Origin of the sequence: Vibrio sp. 1562 (assembly GCF_033340155.1) — a bacterium.
GTDB lineage: Bacteria > Pseudomonadota > Gammaproteobacteria > Enterobacterales > Vibrionaceae > Vibrio > Vibrio alginolyticus.
This window is the reverse complement of record NZ_JAWOVY010000025.1, coordinates 23,432-44,223: the sequence shown is the minus strand read 5'-3', so window position 1 is coordinate 44,223 and position 20,792 is coordinate 23,432. Positions and strand designations below refer to the sequence as shown.

General features: G+C 40.7%; 19 protein-coding genes. 10 read left to right on the top strand and 9 right to left on the bottom strand.

The window, feature by feature from the left end:
• Positions 1-21: 21 nt before the first annotated feature.
• The 5 genes from R7Z49_RS20060 to gspG are packed head-to-tail and all read right to left on the bottom strand — an operon-like array spanning position 22 to position 5,783.
• Entirely contained in the window at positions 22-2,070 is a 2,049-nt protein-coding gene (locus R7Z49_RS20060; protein ID WP_206949329.1) for a secretin N-terminal domain-containing protein, read from the bottom strand.
• Between the two features lie 37 nt (positions 2,071-2,107).
• Positions 2,108-2,512, bottom strand: coding sequence for a Tfp pilus assembly protein FimT/FimU (locus R7Z49_RS20055; protein ID WP_033004862.1), 405 nt, complete (start codon positions 2,510-2,512; stop codon positions 2,108-2,110).
• On the bottom strand, positions 2,513-3,709 hold the full coding sequence (locus R7Z49_RS20050) for a type II secretion system F family protein (RefSeq protein ID WP_074191942.1): 1,197 nt from the start codon (positions 3,707-3,709) through the stop codon (positions 2,513-2,515). It lies immediately after the preceding gene.
• On the bottom strand, positions 3,709-5,373 hold the full coding sequence (locus R7Z49_RS20045) for a GspE/PulE family protein (RefSeq protein ID WP_318111960.1): 1,665 nt from the start codon (positions 5,371-5,373) through the stop codon (positions 3,709-3,711). Before R7Z49_RS20045 ends, R7Z49_RS20050 begins: the two co-directional genes overlap by 1 nt.
• Positions 5,370-5,783, bottom strand: coding sequence for a type II secretion system major pseudopilin GspG (gspG, locus tag R7Z49_RS20040; protein ID WP_258512549.1), 414 nt, complete (start codon positions 5,781-5,783; stop codon positions 5,370-5,372). The genes R7Z49_RS20045 and gspG overlap by 4 nt, the downstream gene beginning before the upstream one ends.
• A 575-nt stretch (positions 5,784-6,358) precedes the next feature.
• On the opposite strand from gspG, the gene R7Z49_RS20035 reads away from it, so the two are divergent.
• From R7Z49_RS20035 to R7Z49_RS19990, 10 genes are all read left to right on the top strand, one after another.
• On the top strand, positions 6,359-7,696 hold the full coding sequence (locus R7Z49_RS20035) for a hypothetical protein (RefSeq protein WP_318111959.1): 1,338 nt from the start codon (positions 6,359-6,361) through the stop codon (positions 7,694-7,696).
• Positions 7,697-7,857: 161 nt separating this feature from the next.
• The gene (locus R7Z49_RS20030; RefSeq protein WP_005434364.1) at positions 7,858-8,091 is read left to right on the top strand and encodes a hypothetical protein; all 234 of its coding nucleotides are present in this window, start codon (positions 7,858-7,860) and stop codon (positions 8,089-8,091) included.
• Between the two features lie 82 nt (positions 8,092-8,173).
• Positions 8,174-8,863 carry a YjbF family lipoprotein gene (locus R7Z49_RS20025; RefSeq protein ID WP_318111958.1) on the top strand — a complete coding sequence of 230 codons (690 nt, stop codon included), beginning with the start codon at positions 8,174-8,176 and terminating at the stop codon, positions 8,861-8,863.
• Positions 8,863-9,594, top strand: coding sequence for a capsule biosynthesis GfcC family protein (locus R7Z49_RS20020; protein ID WP_318111957.1), 732 nt, complete (start codon positions 8,863-8,865; stop codon positions 9,592-9,594). Before R7Z49_RS20025 ends, R7Z49_RS20020 begins: the two co-directional genes overlap by 1 nt.
• Positions 9,591-11,786: a YjbH domain-containing protein gene (locus R7Z49_RS20015; RefSeq protein ID WP_318111956.1), complete on the top strand. Its 2,196-nt coding sequence runs from the start codon at positions 9,591-9,593 to the stop codon at positions 11,784-11,786. Before R7Z49_RS20020 ends, R7Z49_RS20015 begins: the two co-directional genes overlap by 4 nt.
• Before the next feature lie 152 nt (positions 11,787-11,938).
• The gene (rfaD, locus tag R7Z49_RS20010) at positions 11,939-12,880 is read left to right on the top strand and encodes an ADP-glyceromanno-heptose 6-epimerase (protein ID WP_005434370.1); all 942 of its coding nucleotides are present in this window, start codon (positions 11,939-11,941) and stop codon (positions 12,878-12,880) included.
• Positions 12,881-12,995: 115 nt separating this feature from the next.
• Entirely contained in the window at positions 12,996-13,985 is a 990-nt protein-coding gene (lpxM, locus tag R7Z49_RS20005; protein ID WP_045482907.1) for a lauroyl-Kdo(2)-lipid IV(A) myristoyltransferase, read from the top strand.
• The gene (gene waaF, locus R7Z49_RS20000; protein WP_206949338.1) at positions 13,982-15,040 is read left to right on the top strand and encodes a lipopolysaccharide heptosyltransferase II; all 1,059 of its coding nucleotides are present in this window, start codon (positions 13,982-13,984) and stop codon (positions 15,038-15,040) included. The genes lpxM and waaF overlap by 4 nt, the downstream gene beginning before the upstream one ends.
• Positions 15,034-16,305, top strand: a complete 1,272-nt coding sequence (waaA, locus tag R7Z49_RS19995; RefSeq protein ID WP_206949339.1) for a lipid IV(A) 3-deoxy-D-manno-octulosonic acid transferase — start codon at positions 15,034-15,036, stop codon at positions 16,303-16,305. The genes waaF and waaA overlap by 7 nt, the downstream gene beginning before the upstream one ends.
• Entirely contained in the window at positions 16,302-17,024 is a 723-nt protein-coding gene (locus R7Z49_RS19990; protein ID WP_206949340.1) for a glycosyltransferase family 25 protein, read from the top strand. Before waaA ends, R7Z49_RS19990 begins: the two co-directional genes overlap by 4 nt.
• Positions 17,025-17,063: 39 nt before the next feature.
• On the opposite strand, the gene R7Z49_RS19985 is transcribed toward R7Z49_RS19990, so the two are convergent.
• From R7Z49_RS19985 to R7Z49_RS19970, 4 genes are all read right to left on the bottom strand, one after another.
• The gene (locus R7Z49_RS19985) at positions 17,064-17,903 is read right to left on the bottom strand and encodes a polysaccharide pyruvyl transferase family protein (protein ID WP_206949341.1); all 840 of its coding nucleotides are present in this window, start codon (positions 17,901-17,903) and stop codon (positions 17,064-17,066) included.
• An 8-nt stretch (positions 17,904-17,911) separates the two neighbouring features.
• On the bottom strand, positions 17,912-18,760 hold the full coding sequence (locus R7Z49_RS19980) for a glycosyltransferase family 2 protein (protein WP_206949342.1): 849 nt from the start codon (positions 18,758-18,760) through the stop codon (positions 17,912-17,914).
• Between the two features lie 41 nt (positions 18,761-18,801).
• On the bottom strand, positions 18,802-19,647 hold the full coding sequence (locus tag R7Z49_RS19975) for a hypothetical protein (protein ID WP_318111955.1): 846 nt from the start codon (positions 19,645-19,647) through the stop codon (positions 18,802-18,804).
• 139 nt (positions 19,648-19,786) lie between these two features.
• Entirely contained in the window at positions 19,787-20,785 is a 999-nt protein-coding gene (locus R7Z49_RS19970) for an NAD-dependent epimerase/dehydratase family protein (protein WP_206949344.1), read from the bottom strand.
• Between the last annotated feature and the right edge of the window lie 7 nt (positions 20,786-20,792).

The following is a 20,792-nucleotide window of genomic DNA, read 5'->3' as shown; positions in this document are numbered from 1 at the left end:
TGAGCCTATGCTCTTTATATCTTAAATTTTGACGTGCTCAAGCCCTTGAGAAAAACGTGCTTTCAGATCATCCCATTGACTGCTGCTTTCAACAATTCTTGGTGTTACCATAATCACTAGCTCAGTTTTGGTCTTGTTATCAGTTTTAGTTCCGAACAAACCACCAACAACAGGTAAAGAGCCTAAGAATGGTACTGCTGAACCATTGTTTGTAACATTCTCACTGATCAAGCCGCCCAGAATTACTGTTTGACCTGACTCAGCGACTACTTCTGTTGTAATGCTACGATCAAAAATTGAAGGGTTGCCTTCTACAGAGGTACCTCCGTCAACTTGGTTACTGTTTTCCTGCGAAATAACCATTGAGACAATGCCTTGAGCGTTAATCGTTGGAGTTACCGCAACTTTCACACCAGTTTTTCGGTACTCAACTGAACGAGTGACGCCGTTGTTGCTGTCTGTAGTTGTTTGTCCAACTACAGGAATATCGGTACCGACATTAATATTTGCTTCAACGCCATCTCTTACCAACAAGCTAGGTTTCGACATGATATTAACGTTGTTATTGCTCTCGAACGCTTGCAAGTTGATAAAGTCATCGCCGCTCATCCATTTTATAAAACCACCTCCGACTTTATCCAAACCGAAAGCGTCTTTTGTGCTTGCAGAGAAGTTACCGTTAGAGAAAGCCCACTCGACGCCAAACTTAAATTCGTCAGTCATCGTTACTTCTGCAATTGTCATTTCCAAAATAACTTGCTTAGGCATGACATCTAATTGAGCAATCAACGGCAGTAAAGCCTGATATTCGGTAGAGCTGGATCTGAATATCAATGTATTCGCTCTTTCATCAACCACTAAACTCAGTTTGTCATTCGATACTGAGTTACTACTTTGGCTATTTACTTCTATTTTAGAAGAGTCTTTGTCTGCACTCTTTTGAACCGATAGCGAACGACCACCTATTAGCTTACTTAAGCTATCACCTATATCTGCAGCTCTTGCATACTTAGGTTGATAGATGAAATAACGTAAATCTGCGCCTTGACTTGGTCGATCCATTTGCGCAGCCCAGTATCGAACTCTCTTTATAAAAGAGTCTTCCGATGCAAAAACAGCCAAGGCTCCTAGCTGAGGGATCTGCACCATTGATAATCGCTTATCATTAACTCCACCATCAGCAACAATTCCCTCATTTTGTAAAAGCTCGGTTACGGTAGCGATGAAGTCCTCAGTAGTGATGTACCTTAGCTTCACCAACCCGATATGCTTGCTAGTATTTGAGGGAGCATCAAGGATTTTCAGCAATTCAATGGCCCTAACTACCTCCGAGCGCTTTCCGCTCAAAATGAGTACACCCTGCCTCAAATCAGGAGAAACTCTAACGGACGTAAGTTCTCTAATTACGCCCATAGTCGAGTTGCTGAAAGTAAACTTCAGAGGAACAACTTGAACTACATCGATAGCACCATCTGGCACGGATTCAGGCGTGGAGCCATAACCCAAAACGGCACTAGATTTACCATCTTGTTTCAAGTTCATAATGACATATAAACCATCACGAGCCTGCACACTAATACCACGCTGAACCAAAAGCTCCTGTGTCAAATCAAACAGACGTCTTGGGCTAATATCATTTTGAACATTCAGAGTGACCGGAGTTGTAACTCCTTGCAAGTTATCCCCAAGAATGTAGTCAACTTGCAGTATCTGACCAAAAACATAATGCAAGAAATCATTCAAAGGCATAGCGTCAGCAGCCAGCTTTAAGCTAGCTTCATCACTGAAGTTCGTTGAGAGTGCCTGACCCGCCTCAAAACGGTCATTACTAACCTTTAGAGTAGGTACTGTTTTATACACAGCCCCTGGTTTTGCTACTTTTGGCTCTAAGTCTGAACTAGCTTTCTTTTCAGTGACCTCATCTTTTGATGGTACGCTGTTTGTTGCCTCAGACTCTAAAAATGAACCGCTGACCGGATATTGACGCTCAGAAGCGTCTGTTAACACACACCCTGACAACAATGAACTGCATAACAGTGCAGACGTTGTTAACTTGAACTGTTTATTCATTTTGATTCCATGAAACGAGTTTACCTCAGTCGTTATATCAATCTGTCGCTTCGACGAGGCGGAATAAATTGATTTCCTGACGAGCGCCTCTAAACACAACTATGAGATATTCAGGATCTGGATATCCATTGCGATTAAAGGCCACCATTTGCTCTTCCGGAAAACCTAGAAATTTAAAAGTAATATGCTTTTCACTTGTGGGCTGTTGAGAAGTATCCAACAACGTTAGCTCATTATTTCGAACATATAGCCCGATATCACCACCACGGTTAAACGCAAGATTACTTGTCTTGCGAACTAGACTTTTTAGCTTTTGTAGTTCAGCTCTGGCTTCAGCTTTTTCAACTTGGGCAATTGTAGCTGGCCCAACTAATGAGGCTGCAAGTCCCATTAGAGCCAAAACAATTAATAGCTCTATTAGAGTAAAGCCACGTGGGTGCATTTAAATCGCCACATCATTCAATGAAGTTATGCTCAAAAGCATAACCACAACAACACCACCAACAATCCCGCCCATAACAAGGATCATCAATGGCTCAAGAATAGAAGTTAATTTCGACGTCCAAGATTCAAAATCAGCTCGGCTTCGATGTGCAACCTCGTCAAAAACCCTGGCTAGCTCACCACTTTCTTCACCAACTTCAATTAAAGAGAGAGAAAGATCTGAATATAACTCTGTATTTGACAGAGCTAACGTTAAGCTCTCGCCACCACTCACTTTGCTACGGGCCGCATTGAGTGAATTTTGTAATTCAATCCAAGTGATTCCATCACAAGCTAGCTTCAAAGCTTGATCTAACTTCACTCCACTAGTTAATAGCATTGCCATTGAACTACTGACTTGAATTCGATTAACAAGCAATATTGAGCTCTTAAGGCCTGGCGTTTGACTAAAAACCCTCGAAACCCAAGACTTAAGCTGTCCCGTATTAGCTAAGTGAAGAGTAAAACACACACACCCGATGACTCCAATCAGCAAGTAGATTTGGTAACTTTGCATCCAAGCACTTAACCCTAGGAGCATTTCTGTATAAACAGGTAACTCCGCTGCTTGCTCAAATAACCCACTCATTCTCGGAACTATGAAGTTAAAGACAAATAAAATACAGGCTACACAAACAAACAAAATCACTGCCGGATAGGTAAGTGACTGAATGATTTTTGCTTTCAACTCACATTTAAACTTAAGTTCTTTGGCTAGCTGACCAAATACTAGAGGTAGGTTACCGCTCTCTTCCGCCATTTTAACCAAGCTGACATAGACATGGTCAAAACCTTTAAGATTTGACATTGCAGAAGATAAAGAGTCCCCCTTTCGAACAGCACTGGCAAGTTGAGACATGACGCGGCCTAAGTTGCTCTCACTGCCTTTTGCCAATATGTCTAAACCTCTATCAATCCGAACACCACTCTCAAGTAAAAGAGCAAGCTCAGATGTCATGATTTCTAGCTCTTTCAACGTTAATGGTTTAATTGGCCCGCTCGCCTTGCTACGGTTATTTGCTAGTGTCTCTTGTAGCTTTACGACCGTTAAATTTTGTTGCTTGAGCTGTTTTTTTGCGTCCTCTAATGAAGACGCATCAATTGCACCATTATGTTTGGCTCCATGACGATCATACGCCTGATAGTCAAACTTCATTAGTTAGCCACCCTCATAACTTCTTCGATGGTTGTAAGTCCTTGAGATACTTTTAATAACCCATCATCAGTCAAACCGCGACCACCAATACTTCTATGATAAGCGATGGCTTTTTGCAGAAAGTGTTGGTCTTTCTTGAGGGCTCGAATCTCATCGTCAATAGGCATGTATTCAATTATCGCCATACGACCTTTATAACCAGTATTCCCGCAGTGTTCGCATCCCTTTGCCTGCTTTAGGTTGAGCGTATGTCCACTTCTTTCGGCCAAGGTTGCCAGTGTTGGGTGCCTTTTCAATGTTTCTGAAGGGTCGATCGGCTCCGCACAATGAATGCATAACTTCCTAACCAGTCGCTGAGCTACGATAGATACCAACGCCGCATTCAACAAATACTCTTCAGCCCCAAGGTCGAGTAAACGAGTAAACGCTGAAGGAGCATCATTGGTATGTACTGTACTAAACACCAAGTGTCCGGTTAATGCAGATTGCATTGCAATACGCGCCGTTTCTGCATCACGAATCTCACCCAGCATAATGACATCAGGGTCCTGTCGAACAATAGAACGCAAGCCCTCAGCAAAGCCAAACCCAATATCCGATTGAACTTGTACTTGGTTAATACCGTCTAGACGGTATTCTACAGGGTCTTCCAAAGTAATGATTTTACGAGATTCGTCGTTCAATAAACTCAGAAAGGTATATAAGCTGGTCGTTTTACCTGAGCCTGTAGGACCAGTAAGCAATACTACGCCTGCTGTTTTTTTTATATCGCCTAGAATAGCGCTTTGAATATCACTGGATAAACCCAAACTACCAATATCGTAACGAATCGACTGTTGTCGTAAGAAACGCAAAACCATGCTTTCGCCATCTGCAAGAGGAAGGGCAGAGACACGGATGTCTAGTTTTTCATTCGCGATCTTAATTGCGATCTTGCCATCTTGAGGTCGTCGTTTCTCCGCGATATCCATACCAGAGAGAATTTTCAATCGTGAGATTATCGGCACACTCAAGCGAGCGGGAACTTTTTCCACTTCATGAAGTACGCCGTCAACACGCATTCGCACTCGATAGGTATTCTCACTCGGTTCTAAGTGCATATCAGATGCACCTAGTTTTAAACCTTTAGTGATCAGGCCGTTAAGAAGGTTTACTACTGGAGCTTCAGAAGCAAGCTCTCTTAGCTTGTCCTCTTCTAATGAACTGAGGTTGTTGAAGTCATTTTCATCAGAGTCCTCGCCATCAGAAACATGAGATTGTATTAGCTCGTCAAACTGAGGCTCACTTGTAACAACAAACTGGACATTTTCGGTTGGAACCAAGCTTGATAAAAGCTCAATAGCTTCTGGGTGAAGGGGGTTTTGTGCAAAAACAACGAGTTCACCTTCACCGGTCTTGGCAACCAACCAGCCCATGTTCTGCAAAGCAGAATACTTTTCACCGTTTTCAAACAGCAAATCTTGTGGCAGTTCGAATTCAGTGATAAGCGGTAGCTTTAAGTAAGTCGCGTAAAATTCAGGAAGATTCTCTTCTGTCAACGCGCCTATGTTGACTAAAATCTGTTCTAGTTGCCCGCCATTCCGCGATTGGAAATGACGAGCTTTCACTAAATCTTCACTAGAGACATCGAAGTGCGACCTGAAGATGGCTTCAATTTGACTCATTGATAAACCACATCCGCCGCTTCACCTTCTCCACCTTCTACACCATCAGAGCCAAGACTTTTTAGACTGTATGGCGCGCTGTTTTCACCCGGTACTTTGTAAATGTATGCTCGGTTCCACGGGTCTAACGGAATCGCTTTTGGAAGATAAGGACCATCCCAACCAACTTTATCATCTTGACGAAGCTGTTCCAGAGCTGAAGGATAGTTACCAACGTCTAAGCGATATACGTCTAAGGCTGTCGCCATCATCTGCATTTGTGCTTCTGCTGTCTTAGCTTTAGAGGCACCAACCTTCGAAAACATGGTCGGAGCGACGAGCGACATCAATAAGCCCATGATGACAATAACAATTAAAAGTTCCATTAGCGTGAAACCACGAGTGCGAGAACGTAGAGAATTAACAACCAAAATTTTGCTCCCAGATAGACCAATTGGAAGGCGATACTATCATAGCCATTTTTAAATCCATACCACTTCTCCATATCGAAGCGGTTGCTCAAAACAACATCACAAAACTGTTAACAAAGTAATATACAGATCTATCAGTCAAATATTATTAATAGCATCAATAATAAAGGCCTTAATTACAAAACCAACAGAATGCGTAATAAAAATGTTATATTTGAGCATTATTTGAGCACGCTAATGACAGTTCTATAAATTAAATCAAATCTTCGGACATTTTGCTGACATAAGTGTGAGTTAGGGCAATTTTTTTTGACAATAACCCCTCCTCACCAGTTGATGTTGACATTTAATTCCTTTATATTTCCGCTTGTAGCTAAACCTTTGGAGGGGGTGGTTACAATATTGATTAGATTTTGTCCTAATCGGTGTCACGGGGCATCATTAATTCCAACCCGGGTGGCAATGCTGCCTCGTCGGTAATGGCAAAATCTCTTATAGTTGGCAGTTATGGAAAACAATAACTTTTGGTTAGGGTTTCATGACACCAATTTCATGAAATTGGAGAAATTTTCAAAATGAAAAAGCTATTTAACGCATCTCTTGTTGCGCTAGCAGTGGCTGGTACTTTCAGCGCAAACGCAGCTGATATCTCAGTAAACGGTGACGCACTTAAGATCTCTACTGAAGCTAAAGAAGTAGGTCTAAAGTATGACGGTACTCTAACTTTTGACACAATCGTTAAGAAAGATCACTCAGCAGGCGCTGAAATCGTTCTTTCTTTCAGCGAAAACGTTGACCTTTCTGGTGTTACTGGTGGCGCGTGTTCTGGCTTGAACTCTGGTACTTTCACATGTAATGACCTAACATTCGATGTTGGTACTGGTTCATTTACATTCGATGCAGTTGCAGTTGACAACACAGCTAAGACTATTAGCTTCAACGTTAACCTAGGTAACCCAATGATCGCTAACTCAGCGTTCCGTACTTCGATTGATAACATGTCAATTGCGGGTTCTTCAAACCTAGATTACGCATCTAACCTAGGTGGTGCAGAGATCGAAACTGGTTCTGCTGTAATTGCTACTGAAGCATCTCAGTACTCATTCGCAGTTCAAACTGAATACAACAACCGCGTTGAGCGCGTAAACCAAGAAACATTCGCAACGTTTGCTGCTGATGAATCAGATCTAAAAGATGTAGCTCGCGTTAACATCCTAGACAAAGCTAGCGAGTTTGACGTAGCAGCGTTTACTGTTGATTCAGACATCAAAGTTTCTGCAGACCTACACCTAGGTGATGCTACTGAAACTGCGTTTGCTATCTCTGGTACAACAGGTACAGCTCCTGCACCAGTAACAGTTGATGCTAAACTAGCAGGCTTCACTTCAACTCTTACAGCTCTAGATGCAACTACTGCAACTGTTATCACATTTACTAACGGTTCTAGTGAGCAAATCGCGCTAACTAACTTTGCTATCGACGCTGGCGTTGAGTACGGTAACCTAGCTTCTGCTCCAACTGAAACAGGTACAAAAACTCTTGCTCAAGCAGCTAACCTAGGTAAATGGGAGCTTGACGCATCTGTAGTTAACGTTCCTTACCTACCAGTAGGTTACGAGAACCTATCTTCAAACGTTGAGTACTCTAACCACGGCTCAGCAGCTGCTGAAGTAAGCATCTCTGCTTTCGACAACAAGGGCAACGAGTACACTGGTACTCTAGCTAACGCAGCTCCTAAGACTGTAACTAAGTACTCTGAAGATGACATCATGGGTGCTCTAGGTATCACTGAAGCTACTAAACTAAACATCACGTTCATCTCTGACGCTGATGAAGAAAACGTAAGCATCGTACCTTACTACCGTCAAGGCGATTCTCGCGTTCAATCTATCAACGACCAATACAAAAAGTAATTAAGTACTTTTAGTATAACTCGTTAAAAAGCAGGCTTCGGCCTGCTTTTTTTGTTTGTTCTGTTTTAAAGCAACTGTTTACAACATATGCATATATACCCTAAAATGCAGTTTGAGGTTTCCCCTCACATCGATGTTATTGAACCTTGCAAGGAATAATTATGAAAAATATCGCATTGGCAATGTTAGTGGCACTAGGTGCTTCTACTTCTGCTTTCGCTGAAACAGGTACAGAAGCAGGCAGCGCTGGCGCAGCATCTGCATCTGCAACAGGTACAACAGCTGTAGCTGTTGGTGCAGCAGCAGCTGTAACTGTAGTTGCAGTAGCAGCGTCTGACTCAGACAGCTCTTCAACTTCAACTTCAACTTCTACTTCAGCTTCAGTTTCTAACTAATCTTAACTGTCTGACAAAGAAGTTAATCGCCCTGATCTTTTCAGGGCGATTTTATTTGTATTCAACCCAAGGTGAGGACGGCATGGGTAAAATGAGAGGTAATGAGGGTAAAACTCAAGCAAAACTCTTGATCATTACATCAATTTTATTGATGGCGGGCTGTACGCAAAAGTTTAATGATGTTTCGGCAACCGTAGAAGAAGCATACTCAAACTATATTGATGTTGAGTTAACATCTGATGAGATAAAACAAGTACCTTATGCTAGTGCATACTTGAGAATCGGCACTCAAAAGCAAGTCTTCGTTGTGCTGGCTTTTGCCGAAGAAAACAAAATCACAGGAGCCCAGCAACTAAAATGGGTGAGCGCTGATAAGTCTATGATTGTGACAGAGAACGGACGTATTGTTAAAACAATAGGCTTACAAGGAAACAACCTCGTCGCTCTATCTGGCACTTATCCTAAATTTAGTGATGTAAATACTACTCATAGTTATTCATTAACTTATGATTGGATGCCTAAGTATCGCTACAACTATTCTGCGACAGCACAATTATCTAAAAGTATTACTTCAACGGTAAAAACCGCACTCTATACCTCTCCAACACAAATATTTGAAGAAAGCATTTATTTTAAAGCTTTAGACTCTAAAATTACGAATAAGTACTGGGTTGATACTTCAGGAAGTGTTCTAAAAACAAGACAATATCTTGGTCCTAATATGGAACCAATTGAAATGACTTTCCTTAAAAGGTATGCGGAGAGAAAATAATGTTTAGGCTTACTATTGCATTTTTCTTTATACTTGTGAACTTGCCTTTATATGCTTCAGAACAAGTAAAAGACGATTATCTTACTCTTAAACTTTCCAACTCAAGCCAAGAGTTCAAGTTTTCATCATCAACACGACTGCACCAAGCTTTAACGGCTCTCGAAAAGCATAATGTCTATTTAACTTACCCCTTATCAACTACGCTTTTCTCTCTGAACCCTTCTGATGTAGAGCAAGCTCGACTCAGCAAAGAGCGTGTCCTTGATTTGATGAAAGAATATAAGCTCAACAAGACGGAACTTTTTAATTTCATTCAACGTTCTGGTACTTCTAAAAGAGTTATTTCAAATATTGATTTAGATACTGTTCGTTTAAATAAAAAAAACAATCCTCTTCTAAAAGGAAAGTATATTCTCTCAGTTGGTGAACGAGGAATACCTTTACTTGTATTGGGTAACACTCCTAAAGTCGCAACTATCCCTACTGAAGAAAATATGAGCCTGAGTAGTTTACTCAATGATGAAACATCATTATTTAAAAATCTCGAACACGCTCCTGTACTTATTTACCCTGACGGCAAACTAACACAATCTCACATTGGAAACTGGAAGACAAAAAGTTACTCTCTTCCACCTGGCACTATTATCTACATTCCATTTTACAAATTTGAGAAGTCACCTTTAGATAAAGCCATCGTTGAACTTTTGATAAACATGAATACAGCCTTATGAAGCTCATTCCAAATTTTCTACCCATTGTACTAATGAGCCCTGTAGCAGTGTTGGCTCAATCAGTGCCTTTTGAAGCACCAGATTTAACCCCCTCTCAGATGGATTTCGGTGGTGTTGGTTTAATGCAGATGCCCACCGCAAGGATGTCTGATGAAGGCGAGTTTAATTTTTCAGTTACCGGTAGTGATGAGTATTTGTTTTACAATGTCACCCTACAAGTACTACCTTGGTTAGAAAGTACCATACGCTACACCAAGGTGAGGGATCTACCGTACTCATCGTCTTTTCCTGGAGTAGACAACGACTACACAGATAAAGGAATCGATTTTAAGATTCGCTTGATGCAAGAATCTCAGTATCTACCTGAACTGTCTGTTGGTATTCGAGACTTCGCAGGTACAGGCCTTTTCGATGCTGAATTTATCGCTGCAACAAAACGTTACTCCAACCCTAACTTAGGTACTTTTGATTTTACACTAGGTATGGGCTGGGGATACTTAGGTACCCGAGATAATGTAACAAACCCATTCTGTAAGTTAGGAGATAAGTTCTGCGAGCGTTCTGACGAGTTTCTTGATTCAGGCGGCACAACTAACTTTGAAAGAGCATTTAAAGGCCCTGCAGCTCTGTTTGGTGGTGTTGAGTTCCAGACTCTACACGAACCACTGCGGTTCAAAATCGAATATGATAGCAATGACTACAGTGAAGATTATGCTGTCGTCAGATCAGAAGTCGATATGACGCCCCATACTCCTTGGAACTTTGGTGTTCTCTATCGTTTAGGACATATGGCTGATTTGCGCCTAAGTTATGAGCGTGGTGATACACTCGTTGCTGGTGTTAGCCTTTACACTAACTTCAATGAAATGCCGTCCTTCTGGCGAGACACGCCAACTCCTGAAATGAATGACGAACAACCGGAGCAACTGTCTGATGTAGATTGGGAACGAGTAACTAAAGAGTTAGATAAAGTTGCTGGTTACCAAAATGCCCAACTCTATGTTAGTGAAAACACGGTCTCAGTAGTCGGAGAGCAAAAGAAGTATCGTGATCGCACCGAAGCTCATGAAAAAGCATCAGCAGTTCTATACAACGAGATGCCAGAAAACATTGACACTTTTACTATCAATGAGCGCAATCGTGGGTTGATTGGTGAACAAACGGTTATCTCTAAAGATAAGTACCGTGATTTCGCTGAGGTGAACTATGTAGATCCAGTAATTTCAGATGCAACTTCAACGTCAGGGATGAAGCCGCATGGTAACCTAGCATATGATGGATTTGAACGCTTCGACTGGGGTTTTGCCCCTAAACTAACTCAAACTTTGGGAAGTGCGGAAGACTTTTACTTATTTAGCGTAGGGCTGAGCGGTAGCGCGTCTTACTGGCTAACAGATAACCTAGAAATTGGTGGCTCGCTATACTGGGATTGGTACAACAACTACGACAAGTTTGTTTACGTTACGCCTCCTGATGCAACGACTGTCCCTCGGGTTCGCACAATGTTCCGAGCATACCAAAACGAACACGCGGTAACTATGTCAAACCTTCAGTTAACTTGGTTCCAGGAGTACTCGGATACCATGGATCAGCAATTCTATGCTGGTTACTTAGAGAGTATGTTTGCTGGTGTAGGTACTGAGTTCCTGTATCGTCCTAATGGTGCTAACTGGGCTGTGGGTGCTGATGTTAACTTGATTACGCAACGTGACCCACAAAGCTATTTTGGTGTTTATGATGAAGAATGGCAGAACGTTCCAGAATATGGTCGTCCTTTCCGAGTGATTGACAAAGGCTTTACAGGCTTTGTATCTGGTTACTACTACCCACAATGGAATTTCCTACAAGATTTGATGATTCAAGTCGATGTGGGACAGTTCCTAGCGGGTGACGTAGGTACTCAAGTAAATGTATCTAAGCAGTTCAAAAGTGGCGTGATCGCAGGTGCTTTCGCATCATTTACCGATTTATCGTCTGAGGAATTTGGCGAAGGTAGCTTTACTAAAGGCTTCTATATTTCGATTCCATTCGACATCATGACTGTGAAGCCAAGTAACAACCGTGCGAACTTTAGCTGGCAGCCATTGACTCGCGATGGTGGTCAGAAGCTTGGTCGTAAGTACAGCCTAATTGAGCTGACGGATGAGCGCAACCCATGGTATCAACGCCCAAATACGTCAGATGAAAAGTAATCAAACCAATAATAGATTACCTATCTAATACAAAGGGAAGCTTCGGCTTCCTTTTTCTTTGTCTAATGACAACGGCGTCCCCTAGCACTAGCACCTAAAGGCTTAACTCTGCTAAACTTCCTGAGAAAATTTTAATCTATGGTGGAAGTCTTATGATCATCGTAACTGGTGGTGCTGGCATGATCGGCAGCAACATTGTTAAAGCTCTGAATGAAGCAGGTATTAACGATATTCTGGTTGTCGACAACCTAAAAAATGGCAAGAAGTTTAAAAACTTAGTTGATCTTGATATCACTGATTACATGGATCGTGATGACTTCCTTACCCAGATCATGGCGGGTGATGACTTCGGTCCTATAGAAGCCATCTTCCATGAGGGTGCTTGTTCTGCGACAACTGAGTGGGACGGCAAGTACATGATGCTAAACAACTATGAGTACTCAAAAGAACTTCTACATTACTGTTTAGATCGTGAGATTCCGTTCCTATACGCGTCATCAGCTGCAACATACGGCGAAACGGAGACATTTGTAGAAGAGCGTGAATACGAAGGCGCGCTCAATGTATACGGCTACTCGAAACAGCAATTTGACAACTACGTTCGTCGCCTATGGAAAGACGCAGAGGAGCATGGCGAGCAGCTTTCTCAAATCACTGGTTTCCGTTACTTCAATGTATATGGCCCACGTGAAGATCACAAAGGCAGTATGGCATCAGTAGCCTTCCACCTAAATAACCAGATCAATGCTGGTGAAAACCCTAAATTATTTGCTGGCAGCGAATCATTCAAACGCGACTTTGTTTACGTTGGTGATGTGTGCAAAGTAAACCTTTGGTTCCTTGAAAATGGTGTTTCCGGCATCTTCAACTGCGGTACTGGCCGTGCAGAATCTTTTGAAGAAGTGGCAAAAGCAGTTGTTAAGCACCATGACAAAGGTGAAATACAAACCATTCCTTTCCCTGAGCACCTAAAAGGCGCTTACCAAGAGTTCACTCAAGCGGATCTCACTAAGCTTCGTGCAGCCGGGTGTGATGTAGAATTCAAAACGGTAGCAGAGGGTGTTGCTGAATACCTAGCGATTCAAAACCGTTAATTCTCCTCAAAGGTGGTAGTTAACTCTCTACCACCTTTACTCTGATATTATTACTAGTATCATTTCTACATACCTCCACTCGCCTCTCTTCAAAAATATAGGTACTTAAAACTTCATGACTAATCAACGTGATGATTTCGATCCTAAAGCTTATAACCCTGAATTTGAGCGCCACTTTTTAGCGCCGAAGTATTGGGGGACATGGATAGGTGTTGTCCTTTCTTTGCCACTTGCTTTATTACCTTTAGGGGTTCAGAAATGGCTTGCAAAAACCATTGCGAAGAAACTGGCTAAATCGCACAAAGGTCCGGCTCACCGAGCTCGAGTCAACTTTGAGCTATGCTTCCCAGAGAAATCATTTGAAGAGCGCGAAGCACTGATTGAAAAAACGCTTTATACCGCAGCATTGTTCTTTTTCCGTTTCAGCTTACTCAGCTTACGTTCATCTAAATGGTTACAGCAGCGTTGCCAGATCCGAGGTTTAGACATCCTTCAAAAACACATCGACAATGATGAGAAAGTCATTTTAATGGTTCCACACTCATGGGCGATTGATATTCCCGCGGTGTTACTTGCTTCGATGGGAATGCCCGTCTCTGCGATGGCAAAAAAGCAGAAAAATGAAGTGGCAGATTGGCTAATGCACGAACAACGCGTGCAATATGGCGGTCGCGTTTATGAACGCTCTGGTGGTGTTAAGCCGTTTTTGAAATCAGTTCGTGACGGTTACATTGGCTATTACTTACCCGATCAGGATCATGGCCCTGAACACAGCGTTTTTGTCGATTTCTTTGCGACCAGAAAAGCAACGCTTCCAGGCTTAGGTAAAATTGCCAAATTATCACGCGCTAAAGTGTTACCTATGTTTGCTTCTATGAATACAGAAGATGGTACGTTTGATATCGAAATCTTACCGGCGTTCGAACTAGATAAAGGCGAAGAGCAAGACGCGCGCACTTGCAATCAAGCAATCGAGTACTTTGTCGCAAATAAACCAGAACAATACATGTGGGTGCTACAACTTCTGCACTCTCAAGAAGACGGCAATAACTATTACAACCTATTTAAACCGAGATACAACACTGACTGGCAAATAAGCAAATGAAAAAAATCTTAATTATTGGCCCTTCTTGGGTTGGCGATATGGTGATGTCGCAATCTCTTTATATTGTCTTAAAGCAACTCCATCCAGAAAGCCAAATTGATGTAATTGCACCAGGTTGGTGTAAACCAATTCTTGAGCGTATGCCAGAAATCCACCAAGCGATTGAAATGCCTATTGGCCATGGTGAATTTAACTTATTAGGCCGCAGGGAAATTGGTAAATCATTACGTGAAAAGCAATATGACCACGCCTATATCTTGCCTAAATCAGCGAAATCAGCACTGATCCCATGGTTTGCCAACATTCCTCTTCGTACTGGCTGGAAGGGAGAAATGCGCTATGGTTTATTGAATGACTTACGCCCCAACATGAAGTCTTTTCAATACATGGTAGAACGCTATGTAGCATTAGCTTATCCAAAAGCAGAGATGGTGGACTCTAATTCTCTTGGCGGGCTTGAAACCTTACCTCGCCCACGCCTTGCAATCAACGCGGCAGAGCAACAAGCCACGCTCAAAAAGTTCAACTTAACGCACGACCAACCAATCATTGGACTGTGCCCAGGAGCAGAGTTTGGTCCTGCCAAAAAATGGCCCGAAACACACTACGCTGAAGTTGCGACGCAAATGGCTCGCTCTGGGCATCAAATCTGGTTGTTTGGTTCTCAAAAAGACTTAGAGACTTGTAACAATATCCGCGCACTTGTCCCGACGCAATTCCATAAGAACATTCATGTTCTAGCAGGACAAACCAGCTTAATTGAAGCGGTCGATCTACTTGCTGCATGCAAGACTGTTGTCGCGAATGACTCAGGCTTAATGCATGTGGCAGCTGCGGTTGGTTGCAATGTTGTTGCCGTGTATGGCTCAACTTCACCGAAGTACACCCCCCCACTCGCAGAAAAAGTGGAGATTGTTCATACCGATATTGATTGTCGCCCTTGTTTCCAACGCGAATGTCAATACAAACACCTTAAGTGCTTGACAGAACTTTCGCCTAAGCAAGTCCTAGATAGCATCCAAAAACTTGACGCCATTACGATAAGCTCATGTTAGTTCGTATTGTTTATACCTTGCTGCTCGCTCTCGCGTCACCGCTGCTTTTATTTGGTTTGTACAAGAGCAAACCAAATAAGCCTAAGTTCGGCTCTCGCTGGAAAGAGCACTTTGGTCTTACTCCCAAGATAAAAAGCAACGACAAACCTATTTGGATACATGCCGTCTCTGTCGGTGAAAGCATAGCAGCTACACCTTTAATTAAAGCCCTTAAGGAACAAAACCCCGAACAATCTATTCTAGTTACTACAACAACGAGTACGGGAGCTGAACAGATTGCTAAGTTGGGTGATTTAGTTGAACACCGCTATATGCCAATTGACTTTGAGTTCGCTATCAAAGGTTTTCTTAAAGCAGCACAACCAAAACAAATGTTGATCATTGAGACTGAGCTGTGGCCAAACACGCTTCACAATGTTCACAAAGCGGGTATCCCTATAACTGTCGTGAATGCGCGCCTATCTGAAAAATCATGCAGCAACTACGCCAAAGTTCAACCTTTGTTTAACGTTATGTTGCCATGCCTAGCTCAAATCCTTTGTCAGACAGAGTCAGACGCAAACCGATTTGAACGACTGGGTATTGATAAAGACAAATTAGCCGTAACTGGCTCTATTAAGTTTGATATTCAAATATCAGAGCAAGTGAAACAGCAAGGACAGCAACTTCGTGCTCAGATTGGAAACGATCGTCCGATTTGGATTGCCGCTAGCACCCACAAAGGCGAGGACGAACAGGTATTAGATGCACATAGACAAGTTTTAAAATCTCATCCAAATGCTTTACTCGTTTTGGTTCCTCGCCATCCAGAACGATTTGATGATGTATTCACGCTTTGCCAACAGCAAGGCTTTAACACTGTGCGTCGTACTTCAACGCATGCAGTAGAGACGAATACTCAAGTATATCTCGGCGATACAATGGGTGAGATGCTAACGTTGATGGGCGCAGCGGACATCTGCTTTATGGGTGGAAGCCTAATTGGAGATAAGGTTGGTGGGCACAATGTGCTAGAGCCCGCAGCACTGGGAGTCCCTGTAATCACGGGACCAAGCTATTACAACTTCCAAGATCTGGTTACGAAGATGCTTCATAAGAAAGTTATCAAACTGATTGAGTCACCTAACGAGATGAGTCTAAAGGTTGAAGCTATGTTTCAAGATGCGTTAGCAAAAAGTGTAGTTCAAGAAAACCTCCTTAGCTTTGTCAAAGATAATGTTGGTGCGCTAACTAAGACAATTAGATGTATTGAGAGTATAAAATGAAAGTTTTTGTTATTAACTTGAAACGCTCAGTTGATAGAAGAGTTCGCATGGAAAATGCACTCAACAAAGCCAACATACCATTCGAATTTATAGAAGCGATAGATTCCTCTGCGCCAAACTTTCTATACTCTGAACGTAGCAATGATGACCTTACTCGAAAACGATTTGGCTATAGGCTAGTTGAGAACGAAATTGCTTGCTTCTCTAGTCACCACCTAGCCTGGGAAAAGTGCTTGGAGGTAAACGAACCAATACTGGTTCTAGAAGATAACTGCGACTTATTGCCTGAGTTTTTTGACGTGTTTTCACATTTCGACACATTAGCGGAACAATACGACTTTCTAAAACTTGCGGCAACCAAGCCTAAATCATTTAAAGTTATATCTTCAGTTAATAACAAACTTAATATTGTACGCTTCAACAAACGCACATGCGGTATTATGGGATATATTCTAACTCCACATGCAGCTTCGAAATTCATAAAAAACGCAACTCAGTTTATAGAACCTGTAGATGACTACATGGAAAAACCGCATAAACATGGTGTATCCACTTATGTTTTAAGACCAGATATTGTCAAAAGAGCCGATATTCCATCAACAATTGGCAGTTCTCGAAAAGATAAATCTGATATAAACCTCTGCAATAAGATATACATTGAGCTTTTCAGACTCTACGAACAAATTCAAGACAGGCTTGTAGTTCACCGAGATAAATGACGAAAAATATGCCCCGATATTTTAGTTTCGGGGCATATTTTATTGTTTAAAAGGACAGCTATCTAAAAGAGGTTGAATATCTATTTTTATGTCATAGTTCTTGGGCAACTCACAGAGCTCTTCGATACTAGTGGAAGACGATACTTTGATAGGTAAATTACACTCTCGTCCCACTGAAAGGTAGTAATCGAAGAATTTAAACTCTCCTCCTTCCACCGTGTCATCAAAAGAAATATGGTGAGCAGGCACACCATAAGCGTCAGCAATAATAATTCCGTGTAACGAGCTTGAAACGATTAGCTCACAAGATGCAATATCATCAATAAATGCCTGCACATCATCAGTTTCAATATCAATGACCTTTACATCATCAGGAAAATTTTGCTTGAAGAACGCGTCATTCTTATTATTGTAGTGCGGAATAATACCTAACTTGTATGCTGACTCTGCTTCGTTGGGCTTTATTAATGTCGGAAGAACTAAAGCAGGATCACAATAAATTTCTGGGCATTCAATTCCTCGAGCGATTAAGATATCTCTGGTTTTAGGACCACGAACTGCATGCACTTTTTTAGGTTTGAAAAGTGGCGTTTTTCTATCCGATATAATACCACTGCCCCAAACAATCGCATTATCATTCGAAGATTGCAAGACAGAACCAATGACTAAATAGTGTTCTTTATTCGATTTATCTGATGACCAAACAGCACGTTTACCAGATAACTGCTCTACGATAAACTTATTTACGACATCGCCAAAATTAACTCGTCCATTCCACCAATGTAGTGCTATTTCTTTTGTTGCATCAACTTCTTGAGATTTATCATACTTATACGATAAACGCTTAACAAAACCGCGAAAACCTTTATAGTTTTTCACCTTATCTCCTACTTATAGATAGATTTAAGTTTATCTTTATAAAACTTGACGTTCCTTTTGTAATAGAGCTTTAGAAATAGACCAAAATATTTATTATTATATATTTTGTTCAGTTTCCATATTCTTTGGTTCGCTGCTTTAAATTCTCTATCTCGTTTTTGTTGATCAATACTTTGCTGTAAGGACCATGAGCCTTCATGCATACTCCTATATACAGACATTTTATCAGGAGTATACAAAGCGCCTCTACCTAGAGTAATTACTGCCTGTAGAATTGAGTGGTAGCATTCATGGTGAAAAAATTCTCTATTCTTAGATACGATATCAAGAAAGGGCTTCGCCCTAAACAGAATAGACGCTAAAGGCATCATAGAGCCACCTTTCATGATAACATCTTTATCACTTACTCTGTAAACAGTATCTCCTATATAACCATATCGCTTATCCTCTAGCCTATCGTCAATAAGAGTAAAAGCGGGGTGAAAACAGGCATCAATATCACGATTTTCCTCTAGTAGATCATACTGCTTTTGCAATTTCTTATTATCAATCCAATAATCATCACCTTCACATATGGAAATATAATCACCTTCTATCAACGGAAATAGAAATGATACTACTGTTATGCCTTTAGAGTATTGATTTTCCTTTGGAAAGCAGCACTTTATTTTAATTTTCCCTTTATAATTTGCCACTATTTCATCGATGATTTCTCTACTATTATCAGTTGAACAATCATCATAAATAATCAACTCAATATCAAAGTCTGACTTTTGATTCAGAATACTTTCGATAGAGGTTTTTATGTACTCCTGGTGGTTATAACAAATACACAACACTGACACTTTATTATTCATCGATAATCTCAACTATACTTCATCATTGGAATAATATGCTATTAAACATTAAGAAATTCGATCTGATCAATATCGATAGCAATCAAATTTGTATTTTTCATTACATCCAACCTTTCAGGGAACTCATTATCAATAAATATCCCACTCCCCTCAACAAAAGATGATTTTTTATCTCCATCCTGAACAACAATTATTTCTTTAAAAAGATTAAAATTCACATTAATTTTTTTCAGGGTATCTTTTACTACCTTCTTATGTCGAGTAATAAGATACAGTTCTGCGTTTTTTTCATTCAACCGCTCAAGTAATGAAATTGTTTCTGTAATTGCTTCTTCTTCCCAAATCAAGGTTTCATCGAGATCAAAATATATACGATCAAAATCTTTGTACTCGTTAAGATATTTAGCATCAACAAACTTAAACGTACTTACCTTCCGCTCATAGAGGTTTTGAATTATAACGAGAGCCAGGTTTATTCCACACGCTCGTAAAATACGCAACTCGTTAGCCTCAAGCTCTTGAGAAACATCAAGTTCGAAGCTATCTTTTTTTACCTCAACTCGTACCAACTGGTTGCAAGGAATAGTCCGTATTGAATCTTCTAATTGCTTTATCAAATATGTATATTGGGCAGAGTTATGATCCAAACAACGACACTCTCCATGATATTTTCCAACCATACCAACTATTTTTTTCTCACCGGAAAAGTCACTTAATATATATAATGATATTGATTCGAAATTTGGAACTAACTCTTCCAGTTTTTCGCATGTAATTCTATACCTAGATTCTTGGTAATTACTTAGCGAATCACCAAAAACTACCTTGTTATCTTTTACAGTAATAGATAGTTCGGTATATTCTCGTGTTTCGGTTGTCCAAAACATGTATTTGTCAGTATCAAAGTGTAGATTTGATGCACTATAAATACAGTGCGTTGAATACCTCAAGCTCCAGATAAATTCTCTTGCCACGGAGGATAAGTCATTATCGATGAAACAATAAGGGATGTTAGCTCGCATGAATCTACACCCATCCCCAAGACTTCACAGATTCACGCTCATCCATTTCTTTTTTCAATTTTTCCAACATCTCTTTTAATAAGACTGGCTCATAACCTAACAAGCGCTTTTGCTCTTCAATATCATAGATGGCGCATTTGTAAGTACGCTTACTATTACAATATTTATAATTAATTTTATCTGGCTCTCGCCCAAAAGTATGCCCTATAGATTTTACAAATTCTTCTGTTGTCACCGCTTCTCCAGTGCCTACATTGAATGTGCCTCTATCTAAACTTGAGCGAGAACAAAGATCAATTAAAGAAACCAAATTATCAATATGGACATAATCACGCTTCATTTCAGGATCTCCCCAGATTTCTAACTCATTACTAAACATAGCATTCTTAATAATTTTCAAGAATGGCATAATTACCTCTCTTCCATCTACGAGGTAATGAGGATCATCAGGAACCATGAACATCATTGGTAAACGTAGGTTAAATACCCGTATTCCGAAGCACTCACCATAGTAATCACCCATCATTTTAGCACTGGTCTTTGAAATCGCATACATTGTATGATCACCTTGATAATTAATTGCTAAAGGTAGATCATTACCTAACAACTTATTATTCTCCCAATGTAATTCATAATCCCTATGTGTCGTGGTATAAATATATGTTGGTATCTTACTTTTTCTCACAAATTCTAATATATTAAAAACACCACTAATATTTACGTCAACATAACTTCTTAGCGTTTTATCTAAATCGGTATTCTCAGAAGTTGTAATTATACTTGGTTGAATGCCAGCAAAATTCACAACAAGGTCTATATCTGTAGGTAAAGAATTATAAAAATGAATATCCTGTATATCACCTTGAATATAATTAACTCCCTCAATTTCCTTTGGTATAGTGCTTGAACGACCTACACCAAACACTTCATAACCTTTATTTAAGTAAAACTTAGCTGTATATCTTCCAGAGTTTCCTGTAACACCAAAAATAAGAACTTTCATAAAACAC